Below are 19993 nucleotides of genomic sequence, written 5' to 3'. Positions count from 1 at the left end.
GTTACCCCTGGCGGCTTTTCAAAGCCGTGATCAGCAAACTCAACGCCGCCGCCAGTGACAACTGAAAACCTCAAACTCGCCATCGTCGTCACCACCGACCCCGCCCAGGCCCAAGCCGGGTTGGCGGTGGTGCGGCGCTCCCTGCTTGAGAACCTGGCAGCACAGAAAGATGGCCTGGCGGCGGCATCGACAAAGCTGGCAGAGGCCCAGGCCCACGCCCAAGCGCTGGCCCAGGCCCTGAAGAACGATGGGGTGGCCGGCGAGTCGTTTGCCGCCTGGATGGATAAGGCCAGCCAGAACGTGCGGGTGGCCAAGGATGAGGTGGTGGCGGCCACCCAGGCCATGCAGCTCTCCCGCGCAGCGGCCCGGGAGAATGCCACCGCCACGGCCGCCGCCATTGCCGACCAGAAGGCCCTGGCCATCGCCCGGGCTGCGGCCAATGCCGACACCCTTGCCGCTGCCGCCAGCCGGGCCCGGGAAGAGGCCGCCACCCGCCTGGCCGCCGCTGCCCAGGCCGATTACGCTGCCCAGCTGCGCCGGCAGGCCACCGCCCGGGATGAGGCCCAGTCGAAAGCCACGGCCTTCGTTGCCGGCCTGCAGCGGGAAGTGGACACCATGGGCCTCAGCCGGGCCGAGATGATCCGCTACGAGGCCCGGCAGCAAGCCCTGACGGAAGGCCAAAAGCGCCTGGTTGAGCAGTTCGCCAAGCGCTTCGATCCGCCCAAGCTGCAGCCGGTGGACCAGGCCGGCCTGGAGGCATCCAACCGCGCCCTGGCCGACTCCCGGGCGAAAATGGAAGAAGCGGCCCGGGCCGCTGCTGTGCTGCGCTCCGCCGAGCTGCAACTGCAGGCGCAGTTCCGCGCTGGCCAGGTCACCCGCGCCCAGTACGTTGCCGCCACCAAGAGCCTGAAGGATGAGACGGCCGGCGCTGCCGGCAAGGTCCAGGAATTTCCCGGCATTCTCAAGCCCGTTGCAGCGGCGGTTGCCGGCGCATTCAGCGTCAGCGCCCTGGTGGATTTCACCCGCAAGCTGGTGGAGGCCAACCTGGCGGCAGAAGGCATTCGCCGTACCTTGAATTTCGGTGCAGGCGGCATGATCGCCGGCGGTCAGGACATGGAATACCTGCGCCAGCAGGCCAAGCTCCTGGGCCTGGAAATCAACACGGCCGGCAAGGCCTTCGCCGGGCTCAATGCGGCGGCCAATGGAACGCCCCTTGCCGGCCAGCCGGTGAAAGAGGTATTTGAGGCCGTGGCTGGCGCAGCCACGGTGATGGGACTTTCCGGGGAGCAGGCCCAGGGCGCCCTGCTGGCCCTGCAGCAGATGATGAGCAAGGGCACCGTGCAGGCCGAAGAACTGCGGGGCCAGCTCGGTGAGCGCATCCCTGGTGCCTTCGACATCGCCGCCCGGGCCATGGGAGTGACGACAGCCCAGCTCAACAAGATGCTGGAAGATGGCCAGGTACTGTCTGCTGAGTTTCTGCCGAAGTTTGCGGCAGAACTGAAGAAGACTATCGCTGCTGACCTGCCCGATGCGATGAGGGCTACCCAAGCGGAACTGAATCGCCTTAGCAATATCTGGGGGGCAACCCTGCAGAACATCGGTAATGCTGGTGCAAACGATGCTGTACGCGGCGGGGTGATGGCATTGACCGCCCTGATCGAAGGGCTGAATCAGCATGTGGATGCCCTAGGCGGTGTTGCCATTACTGCAGCCGGCGGCCTGGGGGTCCTGGGCAGCGCGGGAGTAATTGCCGGGATTTCTAAGTTGTTGCCCATGATCCAGGGTGTAGCAGCAGCCGCAATTGCGCTTGCAGCCTCCCCGCTTGGGCTAGTCCTGCTTGGCGTATCGGCAGCGGCGGGCGGTGCCTACTACGGCTTATCGCGGATGAACCGTGAGCTGGAAGCGCAAGGTGCCGAGGTCAAAAAGACCACCACCTTGATCCGCGACATGAAGCTGGCCATGCAAGCCCTGGAAGAAGCCAAGGCGCCGGAGGGCTACAAGCAAGCCATCCGCGAGATTGCAGCCGCCCACCGAGAAGGGAAGATCAGTGCAGACCAAGCGGCTCAGGCTGTCCGTTCTTACGTCAATTCTGCCCGCACCGAAGCGGGCAATCTTGCGGCGGCAAAATCACGCTTTGAAAGCTTCCTGCCTCCTGCTGACAAGGTGCAGAAAGCACTGAAGCTGCTAGAGGCCGACTACCAGGAGATGCGCTCTGCCGGACTGGCCAATGAGGCGGTGTATCAGCTGCGGCGCACCAAGATCATCGAGGAGTCGTTCAAGGACCAGATCAAGCTGCAGCAGGATCTTGCGAAAGACATTGCTGAAAAGGCACTGACCGAAGAGCAGCGCCAGATCCTGGCGATCCAGACCGAGAAGCAGAAGCGGATCACCCAGGCTTCCGGCAATGCCCAGCAGATTGCGGCGATTGAGCGTAGCTCGGTGCAGGCCGTGGCAGTGCTGGTTGCAGAGGGTGAGCGTTCAAGGCTGACTGTTGTGAAGAAAGGGGCCGAGGATCGCGTGAAAGAGACCGAGGCCGCTCTCGATAAGTCGCTCTCGCTTGAACGTGGGTTTGCAGATCAAATCAGTGCGCTGCAAGGCGCCATTCTCGGACGTCGTCAAGCCACGGACGAAAAGCTCCGAGATCTTGAGCGCAAGCGGATGTCTGCGACAGCTGCAGAAGCCGACAGGCAAGCCGAGGTCGCTGAAAAGCTCGCACAAGCCGATGACGCGCTGCGGGCTGGAAACCTTGAATCTGCAGCTGCAGCTGCAAAGCGTGCCGAATCCCTTGCAAATCTGAGCGAAAGCGTTCAGCTACAAGGGGAAACAGTACGTCGCGTTGGGGCGATTGAAGATGCAATCGACCAAAAGCGGATTGATAACGCCGAGCAGATGCTGCAAATGCAGCGTCAGAAATCGGAAGAGCTACGTAATCAGCTAGAGCGAGAGCGCTACGAAGTAGCGAAGGTTTCCGCCGAAGTCGACACACTCAACAACAAGCTGGCGGCACGGAAAGTTCTTGATATCGACACGTCCCAGGCGATGGCAAAGATCAAGGAAGTCGCCAAGGTATGGGATGAGGCCCTCAAGCGATCTGGGGCAACAAGCATTGACCTGGGCGGCTTCACGATCAATGCAGACGGAACCGAATACAGCCCGAGTACCGGGACTCGCGTTCGTCAGTACCGCGACGGTGGACGCCTGCAGGGCCCGGGCACCCCGACCTCGGACAGCCTGCTCATTCGTGCTTCCACCGAGGAATTCGTGATGCGGGCCTCGGCTTCCCGAAACATCGGGTATGACGTGCTGGACTTCATGAATCGCTACGGCCGACTGCCTCCAGCCCACGCCACCGGCGGACGGCCGGGAACGCCCGCGGTCATCGGCTCCCAGGCTACCAGCGGGTCTCCTTCTTCGGCTGCATCAGCCAGTGCCGATGGCGGCTACCACTTCTATATCGACAACCTGGTGTTGCCCAACGCGACGGACATTCAGTCCATCGCTAAGGGGCTTGAAGCCTGGTCGAAGACCACCCCGCTGCGCCTGAACACCGTTGCTGCCGGCGTGAAGAAAGGCTGACGATGCTGCGCTTTGCATATCACCTGAACGGTAAAGGCCTTTCTCATGCCGCGCTGCGCCGCTGGTGCCGGGGCGTTGTTGATGCCGGCCTGGCCGGTGTTGTCGCTCCGGGGGATGTCGTTGAGCTGACAACCCCGAGCCTTCCCTGGGCATTCGAGCAGTCGGTGGTTGCAGATGATCGTGTGAGCGAAGGGGGGAAAAGCTTTTCCCGGATCAAGTACACCGGCCGGGAAGGGGTCTGGACCTTTGCCAATGTGCAAGAGGCCGAGGTTCCGGCCTGGCGCAGCTGGTACCTTGCCACGGCCGGCGGCCGCTTACCGTTTGTTCTTGAATTTCGTGATGTGCTGCATGTAGTCGTCGCACCGGGGCCGTTCCCGCTTGTGATGCAGCGTGCCGAAATCTGGGCTGGCCAGCTGACGGTGAGGGAGGCGCTGTGACCGCATCCTTCAGCTTTCTTGTCATCACCCTGGATCTCGCCTCAGGCCGGTTGGTGCTGGCCGGACGTGGCTTGAACATACCGCGGGCTGTACTTGCGGTTGAAGCCTTCGGCGATGTGAAGCCGGATAGCACCAGTGTCTCCGTGATCGCTGCTGCTCTGCCCGCATGGGCTCGCCGAGAGTTTTGGTTGGGACGCTCTGCTGCTATCTACGAGTGCTCACCTGGTGAGGTCACTCTGTCATCAGCACGCATGGTGTTCTCTGGAATCGTCATCAGCGAGCCCGGCGAAGTGGACGGCATCCTGTCCCTGAGTCTCGAAACGCCGCAGCGGCAGGAGTCGCTGCTCCCAGCCGCTTCTCCCATCGACCAGACCCGTTATCCGGCCGCTCCTGCCGAGTCGCTCGGCCAGCTGCCGCCAACCATATGGGGTGATGTAGAAGCCGCACCCCTGATCCCGGTTATCGCCCAGCCAACCACGACCCTTGCCCAGACAGCCGCTGCCGGCGACACCTCCCTGTCGGTTAATGACGCAACCGGCCTGCCGGCCGCCGGCAGCCTGTGGCTGGATGGCATGGCCTACGACTACACAAGCCGGGCGGATGATGCGCTCTACGGCCTCACGCCGCCCGCCCTCCGCGAGCACAGGCAGGGCACTCTGGTGGCCCTGGCCGGTGACACGGTCTATCTCGCAGCTGGCCACGCAGTAACCGCCATCGACCAGGTCAAGGCAGATGGCAAGCTGCTGGCTGCGACTGTCGATCTGGCGGCATCTACCGTCACACTCTCCGGGCCGCCGGCACTCAGCGCCCGGGGAGAGCGAATGAACCTGCAGGCGCACTTTGACCAGGTGCTTCCGGCGACTACGGCCGCGAACCCGGCCAACGCGATCCGCGCGGCGCTTGGTACGCACACCCAAACCGCAATCAGCCTACCTATCGGCATCACGGCAGCTACCGACCCCGTTGCAGAAATCGTTTGGAGCCGGCCTCCTGATGGCTACCGGATCATCGGCGGCACCTACACCATCGGCTTTTTCGTGGCTGTCGGCCTGCAGGTCGGCAGAACCGAGGTGAGCATCGGTGGCCAAGTGGTCTATGTCTATGAGCCCGGCACCGGCCCCCTCTACATACAGAACCCGGCCGCCCTGCAGCTCGATGACGACACCGACCGGCTACCGGTCGAGGTGAAGGTAGCCGAAGGCGGCAACGCTGAAGTGACTATCTCAATCACAAGCGCCACCCGCCTGGTGGTTACTGGCAACATCGATGAGGCCAACTACGCCACCGTCGCACCCGGCAAGACTATCCAGGTCAAGCAGACCGACGTCTTTGCCGAGCGCGGCCCCATCGCCCGTGTCCAGCTCCTGGCCAGGTGGTTCGCTACGGCGGCCGGCCTGGGCGTTGCATCGGTCAAGATCAATGGTGCCGAGGTCGGTGTGTTGAAACAGACCCAGCTCTCGGATGCGAGCCTGACGAAGACCATCACCGTCGATGTAACCAGCCAGGGGCAAGCAAGCCTTCCCCAGCTGAGCGTCAGCACGTCGGTCTCCGGCGGTACCGCAGCAATGTCACACCTCTCTCAGGCCCAAGCCGAAAGCCTTTCGCCATCACTCAACGTTGTCGATACCGGCACCGGCGTGCTGCTGCTGCGGGGCTGGAGCCAGGCCCCGGTCTTTAACGGCTGGTCTGCCGGCGTGGATGGCGCCATGACTGTCGAGCTGGTGTTCACCGGCAAAACGCCGTTTCTCAACGAGGGCGTGGACTACGTCAAAGCGACGGTAAAAGACGCGGGCGGCGCGACGCTGCTCACGCTTGCGGCATCAAGTACTTCCTCGGCGACTGCCATTGCAACCAACACCTGGAAGGTGGCCGGAGTAATTTCTTCCGGCACCCCTGCGGCCGTGGAGTTCGAAGAGTTCTCCTTCAACGGTGCCACCGCCCTCAGCAGCCCGAACCGCATCAAGATTTCCAGTATGTCCATGCGCTGGAATGCCCGGATCACTTCCAATGCGGTGAGCCTCGCAAATACCCCCGCAAGCGGCAGCAGTTCTCCGATTTCAAGCCGCAACCTCTCGCACGCCGGCACGGCCGTTGCCGTCAATAACGGAAATATCAGCTTCTCGGTGCCGGCGCCGCCTCGGGTTGTCGATACCTTCATCCCGCTATCCGTTCGCCAGTGGGCCGACCTCACCGATCTGACTGCCGATGTATCGCTTGTCGGCGGCGCGCCAAGTGTCGCCCTGGTCGAAGTGAGCCTGCTTGTCGAGTACGACGCTCAAATCTACGAAGCGGCAGCCGGCCCGGTGACTGCCCGGATTATCAGCGGGTATGCCAACCCGGCCGACATCATCGCTGACCTGGCCGCCGCTACCGGTAGTGTTCTCGATGTCGGCAGCAAACGCCGCTTTGCCGACTGGTGCGATGCCAACAATTACCGGTTCGCCCGCCGCCTTGCAGACGCAACCGACGCCCTGCAGCTGCTGACCTATGCCATCGATCAGGCAAATGTGCAGCTATGCGAAGGGTCAGAGGGCGGGCGCCTAGTGCGCTGGTTTGATGTCTCGGGCCGGCCGATCCGCATTCACGATGAAGACCTGATGGCCCCGGCAGAGATCGCATGGGACGAGCGCATCGAGAACGCAATCACGCTGAAGTACCGCCAGGACTATGCAGGCGACGGCTTTAAAGCCGCTCTAGTTGCCGACCCCGACAACAACGCCTGGTGCCGGCGCTCGATGCGCGAGTGCGGCCAGCGCCGGCCCATTACGGTAGAGGCTGGCTGGATTCGTGACGATGCCACGGCCGCGCTGTTCCTAGCCGACTACGCCCGCCGCTATGCCCCGATGCGGCGGGTCGTTTCCCTTGAGTTGCCTTTCACCTATGCCCCAATTCGCCGGGGCTCCCTGCTTTTGTGGCGCCGCATGTGGCTCCGCGTTCTTGAAACCGCCTCGGACAACGGCTGGATCAGCCTGACTGCCGGGGAAATCCTCTAGGAGAAATCCATGCCCGGCTTGACCGACAATGCAGAAGGCCTGCTCATTGACCACCAGTTCCGTACCGCATCCTGGAATCCTCCCGGGACTGGTTATATCGCGCTCCTGAGCGCCGATCCTGGCGACCCCGGGAACGTCACGGAAATTTCCGGTGGCGGCTATGCCCGCGTCGCCGTCGCTGCTGCCGATGCGAACTGGACGGCGCCGGCCGTGGATGGAGCCGTGGATGGCCTGGGCCGGCAGCGTTACAAGGTTTCCAACGTCGCTGCTATCACGTTCCCTGCACCGAACGCCGCCTGGAACGGCGGCAACCCCATCACCCACTGGGCTTATATGGATGGTGCCTCCGGCGGTAACGCGATTTTCTACGCCCCGCTGACCAACCCGAAGACCATCTCGGCCGGTGGCGCCGCCCCCGAGTTCGCCGCCGGCGACCTGATCTTTTCCCTGGCTTCCCGTTCCGACTACGCAACCCAGAAAATCCTCAACCACATCCTGCGGACGACGAAGATGGCAAAGCCGGCCGCCATCCACTTCGCGCTCATGGCCTTGGTAGGCGGCAACTGGGTGGAAGTGGCGGGTGGCAGCTATCAGCGGGTTGTGGTGGCCACCGGAGACGCGAACTTCTCGGCCCCGGTGGGTGGCAATGGCCAGGCCTCAAATATCAACCTGGTGCAATTTGCACAGCCCACCGCGGACTGGGGCAACCTGGTGGGCTTCCGCGCCCTGGACCCGGCCGGCAACGTGTTGCACGAGCTGCCGCTGCCGGCACCGATCTACGTCAACAACGGCGACCGGGCGCCCCGCGTTCCTGCGGGCGGCTGGGTATATAGCCTGGATTGAGCATGGTCAACGCGGTCAAGTTCGACGGTACGATCGACTACCTGGCCCGTGGGGGTGACCTCACGGGCGTTGCGGATGGGAAGACCGGCATCCTTTCCGCCTGGGTCAGGCTGGATAGCTCTGACGCCTCGACCCAGCAAATACTGTTTGCTGAAGGTGGGTACTTCTATTTGACCCGCTATGGCGACAACAAGATCAAGGTGCGGGGGTATGACAGTGCTTCCACCTTGCTGCTTGAAATCTCGACGGTGGCGACGTATCAGGCTTCGGCGAAGTGGCTACATATCCTGGCATCTTGGGACTTGGCCGCAGGGGCTACACACCTCTATATCCTGGACGCAGCTGACAAAGTAACGTCGTCGGCGGTCAATGGAAACCTGGACTACACCCGGGGGGAGTGGCGGGTTGCGGCAAATAACGGTGCCGTGACGAAGTTTTCAATGGGGCTGTCCGAGCTGTACTTCGCGCCTGGCCAGTACCTCGACTTTTCCGTAACGGCAAACCGCCGCAAGTTCATCGATGCAGCGGGGATGCCGGTTTCTCTCGGCGCAGACGGCTCTACCCCTACCGGCACCGCTCCCGCGATTTATCTCCCGGGGGGGAAGGCTGACTTCCATGTAAATGCGGGCTCTGGCGGTAATTTCACGCTAAGCGGTTCCCTGGAAAATGCCAGCACCACGCCGAGCGACCCATCGGTCAATGCCGTGGATTTTGATGGGGCCAACGACTACCTTGCCAGGGGCGGCAATCTGACGGGCGTTGCTGCATCCAAGGCGGGAACGGTGTCCTTCTGGTTCAAGCGGGGGGATAACGTCGTAAACAACAATGTCCTGTCGATTGTTTCTGGTTCGACGGAACGGTTACATATTGGCTTCGGGGCGGGGTGGAATGGCCTATCGATATCTGGCTTCGACTCTTCCGGGGCCAATAATTTCTCCGTGGTTGCGCTTAATACCGGAGGTGTTGGTCCCAGCGCTGATTGGCATCACGCAATGGCGTCATGGGATATCAGCACGGGCAATACGACAAAGATTCATCTGTACATCGATGGGGTGAGTCGTGCGCAGCTCTACACACCCACGAACTCCAATATCGACTACGCCCCGGCGACCTCCCCGAACTGCTATATCTGCCAGGCCGTTGGCTCCAACATCAAGTACAAGGGGGCTATCTCCGAGCTGTATTTCGCGCCTGGCCAGTATGTTGACCTGTCGGTCCAGGCAAATCGGGAGAAGTTCAGAACTGCTGAGGGTAAGCCAGCCTCCCTGGGCGCAGATGGATCTACCCCCACTGGCATTGCCCCTGCGATTTACCTGCCGAACCGAGCTGCAAAGGTCGGGACAAACGCCGGATCAGGGGGTGGCCTTTCGATAAATGGGGCGCCGAAGGATTCACTAAGCACTCCCCTCTACTACTACGCCGAGCCCGTAAAGTTCGATGGCGCCACGGCTTATCTGGCCCGTGGCGGTGACCTGACCGGGCTGGCGGATGGGAAGGCCGGAACCCTGTCATTCTGGATGCGCATGGACGGCGGTGACGGGGTGCTGGTGCGGCTGCTCTCAAATATCGGTAGCGGCATCACCTTCCAGGTTCAGCGCCAGAGCAACAATACCGTGCGGGTTCTGGGCTTGAATGCAGCCCTCACCACCATCCTGAACATGGTTTCAACCACCAGCCATACAGCCTCATCTGGATGGGCACACATCCTGGCCGCATGGAACCTGGCAACCGGGGCTGGGCAGTTGTACGTGAATAACGTGGCGGCCCTGGCTGCATCTCCCACGCTGACGAACGACAACATTGACTACTCGGTTACGTCGGCAAACTGGGGGGTGGGGGGAACGTCTTCAGGTGGGGACAAGCTAAATGGAGCCCTAGCCGATCTATGGTTCCATCCGGCCTATCTGGATATCAGCCAGGCCGCCTCCCGCGCCTTGTTCATCGACCAGGGCTCTTTGCGGCCCGTTCCGCTTGGTGCCAAGGGAGAGCTTCCCTTGGCCGGAACTCAGCCCCTGCTTTACCTTGGCCGGGACTATGCGAACTGGGCGGCAAATCTTGGTAGCGGCGGGAGCTTCGCATGACGGGAACTATCACTCGGGCGAATACTTCGCCATCCGACGTTACCGCGACCCTCCCGGTCAAGTTCCAGGGCCGCTGCGATGCTGCAATCAGCGGAGCCATCACCACCACAGCCGGCGTGCTGCTGGCGGCCATCTGCAGTGCAGCCATCGGCGGCAGCGTCGATCTGGTGGCCGGCCGCGCCATGGCGGGCCGGGCCGATGCTGGAATCAGTGGCGTGGTGGCCATCGAAGCCGGCGCCAAGCTGCTGGGCCGGGCCGATACTGGAGTTGGCGGAAGCGTTGAAATTCTTGCGGCATCCCCATTCAACGGGAGAGCAGAAGCTGCCATTGATGGGGCTGTTGATGTTGTCGCCGGGCCGGCGATGGCGGGTAGGGCGGATTCCGGTATTGGCGGGGCGGTTGCCCTGCTGATTGCCGATCTGGCCGGTCACGCTGACAGCAGCATTGGGGGCTCGGTTGGCGTCGAATGCGGCACCCAACTGCTGGGCAGGGCCGATGCCGGCGTGGGCGGCACGGTAACGGTAACGGCAACAACACCGGCTGCAGGCCGTGCAGACAGCGGAATTTCCGGCGCCATCGCCCTGGATGTTGCCCGCCCCGTTTCCGGCCGGGCCGATGCCTCCATTGGTGGCCAGGTGACCGTGGCCACCGGCCTGCGGCTTTCGGGACGGTCTGATGTAACGGTAGGGGGATCGCTCTTCATTGAGCGTATTGAACCGATTGCGGGCCGTGCTGACACCAATATCGGCGGAAGCCTGGTACTGGATGCCGGCACCAGGCTGCAGGGCTTGGCCGGCGCCGGTATCGGTGGGAGCGTTACCTTGTGGGATGCCGCCGCCCACGCAAACGTCCGCGCCAGGTTCATTTCAATCAATACCCGTGGCCGCTTCGTTACGCCAACCGTGCGTGGCCGCTTCATTACAAAGGATGCAGCATGACCGAAGACAGTGTTCTGGCAATGCGCAAGGGTTCCACCGAGGCCATCGTTGTGGAGCTTTACAACCCCAAAACCGACCTGGCCATCGCCCTGACCGGCTATACCGATCTGAAGGCGGATGCCGTGGATGAGGACGGAACGAAAGTGGAAATTCCCCTGGTGACCTTCCAGGATGCAGCAGCTGGCCATGTGAAGCTGTCTGGCTGGGCGGAGGGGGCTTTTACAGAGGGACTCTGGAACTTGACCATCCGGGCAAAGAATCCGGCTGGGGAGGTGGTGGCTTACCCGAAGGAGGGAGGGCTGCTGCAGATTGAGGTTTTCCCCTAGGGGAGCGAGTTAAAGCGGCGGCTGGGCGCGCCCAGATGCAAAGTCCGTAGGGAATCAAGACCTGAAATCCACTGAGCCGGTATAGGCATGACGGCCAAGACAAAAAGGAACTCCAGGCCACGCCAGGGCAACCCTGGCCGCTTTGTTTCATGAGCTGGTGATAACGAACTATGAGCCCGAGGTGCTGGGAGGGTTGTTCTAGGGAATCCGGTATTTAGCGTAGTGAAAAAAGATTGCTTCCGTTGAAATTCTGATTGAAGCGATTTATCTCACAATCCCGCTTCAGTTTTCGCGCGGCGCTACACGCTTTCTTGTTGGTTACTTATTCTTGGCGAGACAAGAACAAGTAACCCGCGCGTCAGGCGCGGAACCCAGCGGTCAAATCACCCACCACGCCTGAAGAATCCACCAAGAACCGCCCGCAAACCTAGCATCCACGCGGCCATCCCCGAAACGCCGCATCCCGCTTGCCTTCCCGAGGCAACATTAGCAAGACCCGCGCCCCTATTGCCTCTCCGGCCGGTCTGATTTCAAGGCCAGGCCCGGGCGCCCCAGATCATGCGTTTGGCGACGAAATGGCGGGCGGGGGGGAAGATGTCCAGGGCGAGCAGGCCCAGGCCCCGGGCGAGGCGCAGGGGGGCGGTGTCGTTGGAGAAGAGGCGGACGATGCCGTCGGTGAACAGGGCGCTGCCCTGGCGGTCCGGCTGGCGGCCCCGGGCGTAGCGTTGCAGGGCCTCGGCGGCGCCGGGGTCGCGGCTGTGCTTGAGGATGGCGGCCAGTTCCCAGGCGTCCCGCAGGCCCAGGTTGAAGCCCTGGCCGGAGACCGGGTGCAGGGTCTGGGCGGTGTTGCCGACCCATACCGTGCGTTCTCCCAGGGTGTCGCCCCGCATACGCAGGGCGAGGGGGAAGCGGGCCCGGGGGCCGGTGCCGGTGAAGGTGAGGCGGCGGCTGCCGAACTGGGCTTGCAGGGCGGCGACGAAGGCGGCGTCGTCCAGGGCCATGAGCTGGTCGGCTTTGGCCGGCGGCACGGTGAAGACGATGGCGAAGCCTTGTTCCAGGGGCAGCAGGGCGAGGGGGCCATCGGGGGTGAAGCGTTCCCAGGCCTGGCGGCCGTGGTCTTCGGCAATGACCACTTCGGCGAGGATGGCGTGCTGGCGATAGTCCTGCACGCTGACGGCGGGGTCGTCGTAGGGGGTGCCTTCGGCGTGCACCAGCAGGCGGGTGTTGAGGTGGCGGGGGCCGTCGGCGGTTTGCAGGGTGACGGCCAGGCCGTCCCGGGTGGGGCGGCTATCCACGGCCCGGCTGTTCGTCAGCAGCCGGATGGCGGGGGTGGCGGCCACCTGCCGGGCCAGGGCGGCAGCCAGGTGGCCGTAGCGCAGGACGTAGCCGAGGGCGGGCAGGTCGTAGTCGCGGGCGGCCATGGCGGTGCGGCCGAAGCCGCCGCGCTGGGAGACGTGGATGTGCTCGATGGGCGTGGCGGCCCGGGCATCCCAGGCGGAGAGGCTTTCCAGCAGCTGCCGGGCGCCGTGGGAGAGGGCCAGGGCCCGGGGGTCGTCGGCGGCGGCGCCGGGTTGGGCGGCATCCACCAGGGTGACCCGATGGGCGCTGCCGGCCAGGGCCAGCGCCAGGGTCATGCCGACGGGGCCGGCGCCGAGGATGAGGATGTCGCTCTCGTCGGCAGCCGGAGTAGGGGAGGTGGTCTGGGTGGGGGAGGTCATGCGCCGTGCCTCATCACTTCTTCGATTTCCGCCACGCTGCGGGGGGCGGTGGTGTACACGTGGCAGCCGCTGGCGGTGACGGCCACGTCGTCTTCGATGCGGATGCCGATGCCGTGCAGGTGCTCCGGCACGCCTTCACCGGGGCGGATGTAGAGGCCGGGCTCCACGGTCAGGGTCATGCCCGGTTGCAGCAGCATCCAGTTGTCCCCTTCCTTGTATTCGCCGGCGTCGTGCACATCCAGGCCTAGCCAGTGGCCGGTGCGGTGCATGTAGAAGCGGCTGTAGGCCTTGCCTTCGATGAGGGTGTCCAGGTCGCCCTTGAGCAGGCCCAGATCCACCATGCCCTGGGTCAGCACCCGCACGGCGGCTTCATGGGGCGTCATGAAATGGGCGCCGGGGCGGATGGCGGCAATGGCGGCGGCCTGGGCGGCGAGGACGATTTCGTAGGCATCCTTCTGGGGGCCGGTGAAGCGGCCGCCCACCGGGAAGGTGCGGGTGATGTCCGAGGCGTAGCCTTCCACTTCGCAGCCGGCGTCGATCAGCACCAGGGTGCCGTCGGCCAGCAGCTTGTCGTTTTCCACGTAATGCAGGATGCAGGCATTGGCGCCGCCGGCGACGATGGGCGGGTAGGCGTGGGCGGAGGCGCCACGGCGGCGGAATTCGTAGGTCAGCTCCGCTTCCAGCTCGTATTCCGCCATGCCGGGGCGGCAGGCGGCCATGGCCCGGGCGTGGCCGGCGGAGGCGATGTCGGCAGCCCGCTGCATGCAATCCAGCTCGTGGGCGTCCTTGACCAGGCGCAGCTGATCCAGCTCGGCCCGCAGGTCGCGGATTTCTGCCGGAGCCCGTTTGCCAGACCGGCTCTGGCCGCGCACGGTGTTGAGGGCGGCGGCGATGCGGGCGTCCCATTCGCTGTCGTGGCCGATGGAGTGCCAGAGCCGGGCGCGGTCCGCCAGCAGTTCCGGCAGGCGGCTATCCAGCTCTTCGATGGGGTAGGCGGCATCGACGCCGAAGGCTTCCCGGGCGGCCTCGGGGCCGTAGCGGAAGCCATCCCAGATTTCCCGCTCTTCGTTCTTGCCGCGGCAGAAGAGCAGGGACTGGGGCTGCTCGCCCCCCGCCAGCACCAGCACGGCTTCGGGTTCGGGGAAGCCGGTGAGGTACCAGAAGTAGGAGTCGAAACGGTAGGGGTGGTGGGTGTCCCGGTTGCGCACCCGTTCGGGGGCGGTGGGCACGATGGCCACCCCGTTGCCGAGGCGCTGCAGGAGATTGCGGCGCCGGGCGGCGAAGACTTCATGGTTCATGGCGAAAGCCTCGTATTACCTTGTTTCTAGGAGCTTCTAGGACGTTTGGCTGAATGCAATCCGGGCCCGTTTTGGCTATAGTGCGCACGTTTTCGTCATATGCACTCCAGATACTTGCCATGTTGGACACCTTGAAATCGCTCGAAAGCCACCGGGAGCAGATCATCGCCCGCCTGCCCAGTTATTGCCAAGCCCGGATTCAGGACCGCTTCGGCCGCTACCAGAACGAATGCCTGGAATGCCGCCGCCTGCTGCGCAACCTGGCCAGCGACCAGGCCCTGCCGCCGGAGCGTTCCGCCGAGCGCCTGTGCGAGGTCATCATCAAGTGCGACTGCCTGGGCGGCGCCCACCTGCGGCGCCAGGCGGCCCGGCAGTAACAAGCGCCTTCACCGGCGGCCGCATTTGCCGGTCGCTGGGTTTTTACTGGTTCCCTACCTAGGGTCGGGCTGCGGACTGGCCCCGAAGTTCCCCATCCAGGGCCTGCAGCCGGGCCGGGGTGCCCACATCTTCCCAGCGCCCGCCGTGGCATTCGCCGCTCACCCGCCCTTCGGCCATGGCCTGCCGCAGCAGGGGGGCCAGCTTGGCCGGCTGGCCCGGTACCAGGCCGGCGAAGAGGGCCGGACGGTAAATGCCCAGGCCGGAAAACGTCAGTCGCTCTGCGCCGTCGGCGGCTACCCGGCCGTTGCCCAGGGCAAAGTCCCCGGCGGGATGCTGGGGCGGATTGGGCACCAGCACCAGATGGGCCAGATCGCCGTCGGCCAGCAGGGCCGGTGCCCGGGTGAAATCCCAGTCGCAGAAGACATCCCCATTGACCACCAGAAAAGGCTCAGCGCCCAGCAGGGGCAGGGCCTTGACGATGCCGCCGGCCGTTTCCAGGGCGCCGGGGGGCTCGGGGGAATAGGCGATCTCGAGGCCCCAGGCGCTGCCAGTGCCCAGGGCGGCTTCAATCTGCTGGCCCAGGTGGGCGTGGTTGATCACCACCCGGCGAAAGCCGGCGGCGGCCAGGCGTTCCAGGTGCCAGACGATGAGGGGCTTGCCGCCCACGGGCAGGAGGGGCTTGGGGCAGCTGTCGGTGAGGGGCCGCATGCGTTCGCCGCGGCCCGCCGCCAGGATCATCGCCTGCATTAGAAGGAATACCCCACTTGCAGGTCGTCCCGGGGCTCCAGCTCGTCCAGCAGCCGGGCCAGGGGGCGCAGTTCGCCGTAGCGCTCGCAGGTGCGGCGCAGGTAGGACATCACCCGGGGCATGTCTTTCAGGTAGCCGTCCTTGCCGTCCCGGTGGTAGAGGCGGGCAAAGATGCCGAGGACCTTGAGCTGGCGCTGGGCGCCCATCCACTCGTAGTCCCGGTAGAAGTCGTCGAAGCCGGCGTGCACCGGCAGGCCGGCCTTGCGGGCCTTTTCCCAGTAGCGGATGACCCAGTCCAGTTCCTCGTCTTCTTCCCACTTGATGTAGGCGTCGCGGAAGAGGGAGACCAGATCGTAGGTGACGGGGCCGATCACGGCATCCTGGAAATCCACGATGCCCGGGTTGGGAATGGTCACCATCAGGTTACGGGAGTGGTAATCCCGGTGCACATAGACGGTGGGCTGGGCCAGGTTGTTGGCGATGATCTTGGCGAAGGCGTCATCCAGGACGTGCTGCTGCTTTTCGTCCAGGGTCTTGCCCAGGTGCCGGGTGATGTACCACTCGGGGAAGAGGTCGAGTTCCCGTTGCAGCAGGGCTTCGTCGTAGGCCGGCAGTTCGGTGGCGTTGCTGGCAAGCTGGATGCGGATCAGGGCATCGACGGCTTCGCCATAGAGGGCCGGCGCATTTTCGGCATCGAGGACGGAAAGATAGGTGGTGCTGCCCAGGTCGGAAAGGAGCAGGAAGCCCTGGGCCAGATCGGCGGCGAAGACCTCCGGTACATGCACGCCGGCGCCCCGGAAAAGCTGCTCCACATGCAGCCAGGGACCGCAGTCTTCGTGGCTGGGCGGGGCATCCATGACGACGCGGCTGGGGCGCCCGTCGGCAAAGTTGATGCGGAAGTAACGCCGGAAGCTGGCATCGGCCGATGCGGGGGCCAGGGTGAAGGCAGTTTCAGGATATTGGTTTTCTAGCCAGGCTTGCAGCTGGGCGGTACGCGGCATGCCGCTTCTCCTCGGTCGATGATGCTAAAATGCGGCGATTTTAGCATCCGCGTCTGTCGTTCTCCTCGTGCCGCTTTGGCGCGTAACGCGCCGGCTGCCCACCGACTGCCCTAATTCCTCATTCATGCCTTTCGTCCGTCGCCCCCTGGCGCTTCTCCTTTGCTGCGGCTTTGCCGGGGCCCTGTGCGGCCCGCTTGCCGGTTCGGCCTGGGGCCAGGGCATGAGCCCCCTGAGCGTGGACCCGACCCTTCTCGGTCTGCCCCCTGCCCAGCCCAAACCCAAGGCGCCGCCGGCTCCTCCCACCGTTGAGCCGGCCCCCCGGGCGACGCCGATTCCGGTCGCCGCGCCCCAGCCGGCGCCGGCCCGCCCCCTGGCCAGCGATGCTGCTCAGCCGGAGCGGGTGGAAAGGGCCGAGGCGGCTGAGGCTGATGCGGAAAAGACCGCCGGCAAGTCCGTCGAACGAACAACGGCAAGCGCCCCGGAAAAGGCGCCGGAGAAACCCGCTGCTCCGGCCGTGGTCGCCAAACCTGCGGCCAAGCCGGTGCAGGCGCCGGTTGCCCGGTCGGCCGCTCCCGCTCCTTCTGCCCCTTCTGCTTCTCCTGCCCCCGCAGCAGCGCAGCCGCTGCCCCAGCGGACCCTGGAAGCCAGCGGCGGTGCCGCTGCCGTGGTGCCGGTGGTGACGCCGGCTGCTGCTCCGGCAGCAGCGGCTCCGGCGGTCCGTCCGGTGACGTCCAGCTATCCCACCCCGGCCCAGAATGCGCCCCGGGTGGCTGCCTCCGGTAACGGCGGTCTGGCCCCCCTGCGGGTGGACCCGGCCCTGCTGGGCATGCCGGCAGCGCCGGCGCCCGCCGCGACTCAGACTCAGGTAGCCCGCCCGGCAACCGCGCCGGCAGGCGCTCCCGTGGCTGGTAGCAGCACCCCGGCAGTGGCTGCGGCAACGGCCAGTGCCCCGGCTGCAGCAGGCGCCGCGCCTGTGCCGGCCCGCAGCCCCATGGTGGCTCGGACTTCCGGCCGGGAAGTGCGTCCGCCCCTGGAGGCGCCGGCCGAAGTGCTGGCCCGGGAGCCGGCCCCGGCCGTGGTGCCTTCCCGCGCCGCCGCCCTCACCGTACTCCCCGTGCCTGTGGCGGCCACGGTCGCCTCCACGGCTGCTGCGGCAGCGCCTACCGCCGCACAGAAATCCGCCCAGCCGGCGGTTGCCGCAGCCTCCCTGGGGCCCCTCAAGGTCGATCCCACCCTGCTCGGCTTGCCGGCCCTGGCCCCTGCGCCGCTGCCGCCCCAGATCGTCAATGCGGTCTCCGATCCCCAGGCCGAGGCCGAAGCCATGGCGCCGGCCCTGCCGCCTCGCCGTCGCCGGGACGATGCGCCCGCCGCGCCCGCCACCCAGACCGCCGCCCTGCCCTATGTGGAGCGGGACCCTGGCCCGGCCCTGTCCCTGCGCCGTTCCCGCAATACCGCGGCACCGAAGAACGGCGATCCCCATCCCACTTTCCTGACGGCCCGCCGGCTCTACGGCGTGGCGGACCGGGAGGCGGTGCTGGAAGGGGATGCGGAAATGCGCCGCGGCGATACCGTGCTCAATGCCGATCGCCTGGTGTACTGGCAGAACGACGATGAGGTGGAAGCCACTGGCGACGTGCTCTACAGCCAGGAAGGCACCCTCGTCAGCGGCCCGGCCCTGACCATGAAACTGGGCGAAACCACCGGGGTCTTCGACCAGGCCGCCTATTCCATTCGGCAGGAACGCAAGGTGCCGGTGTGGGGCGTGGTGGGCAATGCCCAGGCCAAGGGCACGGCCATGACCACCGGCCGGGGCCAGTCGGAGAAGCTGGAATTCCTCGGCGAAAACCACATCCGCCTCTCCAACGCCACCTACACCACCTGCGCGCCGGGCAACAACGACTGGTACGCCAAGGCGGAGTCGCTGGAGCTGGATTACGACAAGGAAGCCGGCGAAGGCAAAAACGGCACCCTGTACTTCAAGGATGTGCCGATCTTCTACATGCCCCAGGTCAGCTTTGCCCTGAACAACCAGCGCAAGTCCGGCTTCCTGGCGCCGACCTTCGGTACCGACAGCCGCAGCGGCGCCATGCTCACGGCGCCCTACTACTGGAACATCGCGCCCAACATGGACCTGACCGTGGCGCCCCGCCTGATGACCAAGCGGGGCCTGCAGCTGGGCGGCGAACTGCGTTACCTGAATTACGACTACAACGGCTACGTCCGCGGCGAATACGTGCCCACGGACAACGTGCGCAACCTGGACAACCGCTATGCGGTGAACGTCTGGCACAGCCACAACTTCGGCAATGGTTTCACCGGTCTGCTGAACCTGAACAAGGTTTCCGACGACTTCTTCTACACCGACCTTTCCAGCCGCATCGGGGTCAGTGCCCAGACCCTGCTGCCGCGCCAGGGCGTGTTGAACTACTACTCCACCTGGTGGAGCGCCACGGCCAACATCAACCGCTACCAGACCCTGCAGCCGGACATCAACAACCTGGTGACGGTGCCCTACGATGTGGTGCCCCAGCTGACCCTGAAAGCCCGGCGCCCCGACTACTTCGGTACCGACGTGGCCCTGTGGGGGCAGTACACCGCCTTCAACCACCCCACCAAGGTGACGGCGGACCGGACGGTGCTGTATCCCCAGCTGTCCATGCCCTTCACCTCGCCGTCCTTCTATGTGACGCCGAAGGTGGGGCTGCACGTCAGCCGCTACACCCTGGGCAACCAGCTGCCGGGGACTTCCGCACCGGACACCTACAGCCGCAACGTCCCCATCTTCAGCCTGGATAGCGGCCTGACCTTCGAGCGGGAGACCTCCCTCTTCGGTAGCAACTTCACCCAGACTCTGGAACCGCGGCTGTACTACCTCTACGTGCCCTATCGCAGCCACGACACGCTGTACAAGCAAAACCTGAGCTTCGACACCGGCCTGGCGGACTTCAACTTCGGCCAGATCTTCTCGGAGAACCGTTATATCGGCCAGGATTACATCGGCGATGCCAACCAGCTCACCGCCGCCGTGTCCACCCGCTTCATCAACCCCGAAACGGGCCGGGAATATGTGCGGGCCATGCTCGGCCAGCGCTACTACTTCGCCGACCAGCGGGTCATCCTGCCGGGCGAGAAGCCGCGTCAGCACAAGAACACCAACTGGCTGGCCGCCGTCACCGGCCAGGTGGCCAACAAGACCTACGTGGATAGTGCCGTCGAGTACGACCCCTTCGAGGGCCGTACCGACCGCTTCGCCCTGACCGGCCGCTACCAGCCGGAAACCGGCAAGGTGCTCAACGCCGGTTACCGCTACACCCGGGACGTGCTCGGCAACATCGACGTTTCCGGCCAGTGGCCCCTGGGCCGCGGCTGGTACGGTGTGGGCCGCTACAACTACTCCCTGAAAGAAAAGCGGGTGGTGGAAAACATCGGTGGCCTGGAATTCAACGGCGGCTGCTGGGTCGTCCGGGCGGTGGTGCATCAGTACGCCCTGACGGCCAGCACCTCGTCCACCGCCTTCTTCATCCAGCTCGAACTTAACGATTTCTCCCGCATCGGCTCCAGCCCCCTGGACATGCTGCGCCGGACCATCCCCGGTTACGGCCGCATCAACCAGCCGGTGGCCGACCCCGCCTTTGGCGGCATTGAATGAGGATTCCC

13 protein-coding genes are annotated in these 19993 nt (G+C 64.8%); 9 read left to right on the top strand and 4 right to left on the bottom strand.

Translation table 11 applies throughout. The annotated features are described in order from the left end of the window. Window positions 1-54: 54 nt before the first annotated feature. Genes AZSI13_RS16205 through AZSI13_RS16175 form a run of 7 tightly spaced genes read left to right on the top strand, consistent with a single transcriptional unit; the run spans window position 55 to window position 11194 of the window. A complete protein-coding gene (locus AZSI13_RS16205; RefSeq protein WP_109042218.1) occupies window positions 55-3576 on the top strand; it encodes a tape measure protein in 3522 nt (1173 codons plus the stop codon). 2 nt (window positions 3577-3578) lie between these two features. Next, on the top strand, window positions 3579-4013 hold the full coding sequence (locus AZSI13_RS16200; RefSeq protein WP_109042217.1) for a hypothetical protein: 435 nt from the start codon (window positions 3579-3581) through the stop codon (window positions 4011-4013). Next, window positions 4010-7006 carry a hypothetical protein gene (locus tag AZSI13_RS16195; RefSeq protein WP_133247342.1) on the top strand — a complete coding sequence of 999 codons (2997 nt, stop codon included), beginning with the start codon at window positions 4010-4012 and terminating at the stop codon, window positions 7004-7006. The genes AZSI13_RS16200 and AZSI13_RS16195 overlap by 4 nt, the downstream gene beginning before the upstream one ends. Before the next feature lie 9 nt (window positions 7007-7015). After that, entirely contained in the window at window positions 7016-7849 is an 834-nt protein-coding gene (locus AZSI13_RS16190; protein ID WP_109042215.1) for a hypothetical protein, read from the top strand. 2 nt (window positions 7850-7851) lie between these two features. Continuing rightward, window positions 7852-9930 carry a LamG-like jellyroll fold domain-containing protein gene (locus tag AZSI13_RS16185; protein ID WP_109042214.1) on the top strand — a complete coding sequence of 693 codons (2079 nt, stop codon included), beginning with the start codon at window positions 7852-7854 and terminating at the stop codon, window positions 9928-9930. Continuing rightward, window positions 9927-10868: a hypothetical protein gene (locus AZSI13_RS16180; protein ID WP_109042213.1), complete on the top strand. Its 942-nt coding sequence runs from the start codon at window positions 9927-9929 to the stop codon at window positions 10866-10868. The genes AZSI13_RS16185 and AZSI13_RS16180 overlap by 4 nt, the downstream gene beginning before the upstream one ends. Beyond that, window positions 10865-11194 (top strand): hypothetical protein, encoded by a 330-nt coding sequence (locus AZSI13_RS16175; RefSeq protein ID WP_109042212.1) that lies wholly within the window; start codon window positions 10865-10867, stop codon window positions 11192-11194. The genes AZSI13_RS16180 and AZSI13_RS16175 overlap by 4 nt, the downstream gene beginning before the upstream one ends. A 530-nt stretch (window positions 11195-11724) precedes the next feature. Here the strand turns inward: AZSI13_RS16175 and AZSI13_RS16170 are convergent. Continuing rightward, complete coding sequence (locus AZSI13_RS16170; RefSeq protein WP_109042211.1) at window positions 11725-12912, bottom strand: FAD-dependent monooxygenase; 1188 nt, start codon at window positions 12910-12912, stop codon at window positions 11725-11727. Beyond that, window positions 12909-14210, bottom strand: coding sequence for an aminopeptidase P N-terminal domain-containing protein (locus tag AZSI13_RS16165; RefSeq protein WP_109042210.1), 1302 nt, complete (start codon window positions 14208-14210; stop codon window positions 12909-12911). Before AZSI13_RS16165 ends, AZSI13_RS16170 begins: the two co-directional genes overlap by 4 nt. A gap of 119 nt (window positions 14211-14329) precedes the next feature. Between AZSI13_RS16165 and AZSI13_RS16160 the strand changes: the two genes are divergently transcribed. Further along, window positions 14330-14587 (top strand): hypothetical protein, encoded by a 258-nt coding sequence (locus tag AZSI13_RS16160; protein ID WP_109042209.1) that lies wholly within the window; start codon window positions 14330-14332, stop codon window positions 14585-14587. A gap of 58 nt (window positions 14588-14645) precedes the next feature. On the opposite strand, the gene murU is transcribed toward AZSI13_RS16160, so the two are convergent. Further along, on the bottom strand, window positions 14646-15326 hold the full coding sequence (gene murU, locus AZSI13_RS16155) for an N-acetylmuramate alpha-1-phosphate uridylyltransferase MurU (protein ID WP_201262421.1): 681 nt from the start codon (window positions 15324-15326) through the stop codon (window positions 14646-14648). Window positions 15327-15334: 8 nt separating this feature from the next. After that, window positions 15335-16336, bottom strand: a complete 1002-nt coding sequence (locus AZSI13_RS16150; protein ID WP_109042207.1) for an aminoglycoside phosphotransferase family protein — start codon at window positions 16334-16336, stop codon at window positions 15335-15337. A gap of 124 nt (window positions 16337-16460) precedes the next feature. On the opposite strand from AZSI13_RS16150, the gene lptD reads away from it, so the two are divergent. Further along, window positions 16461-19985, top strand: a complete 3525-nt coding sequence (gene lptD, locus AZSI13_RS16145; protein WP_235609806.1) for an LPS assembly protein LptD — start codon at window positions 16461-16463, stop codon at window positions 19983-19985. Window positions 19986-19993: the final 8 nt, after the last annotated feature.

The organism is Azospira sp. I13, assembly GCF_003112695.1.
Taxonomy (GTDB): Bacteria; Pseudomonadota; Gammaproteobacteria; order Burkholderiales; family Rhodocyclaceae; genus Azospira.
Note: the sequence above shows the minus strand (reverse complement) of the source record. Positions and strands in the feature narration are given on the sequence as shown.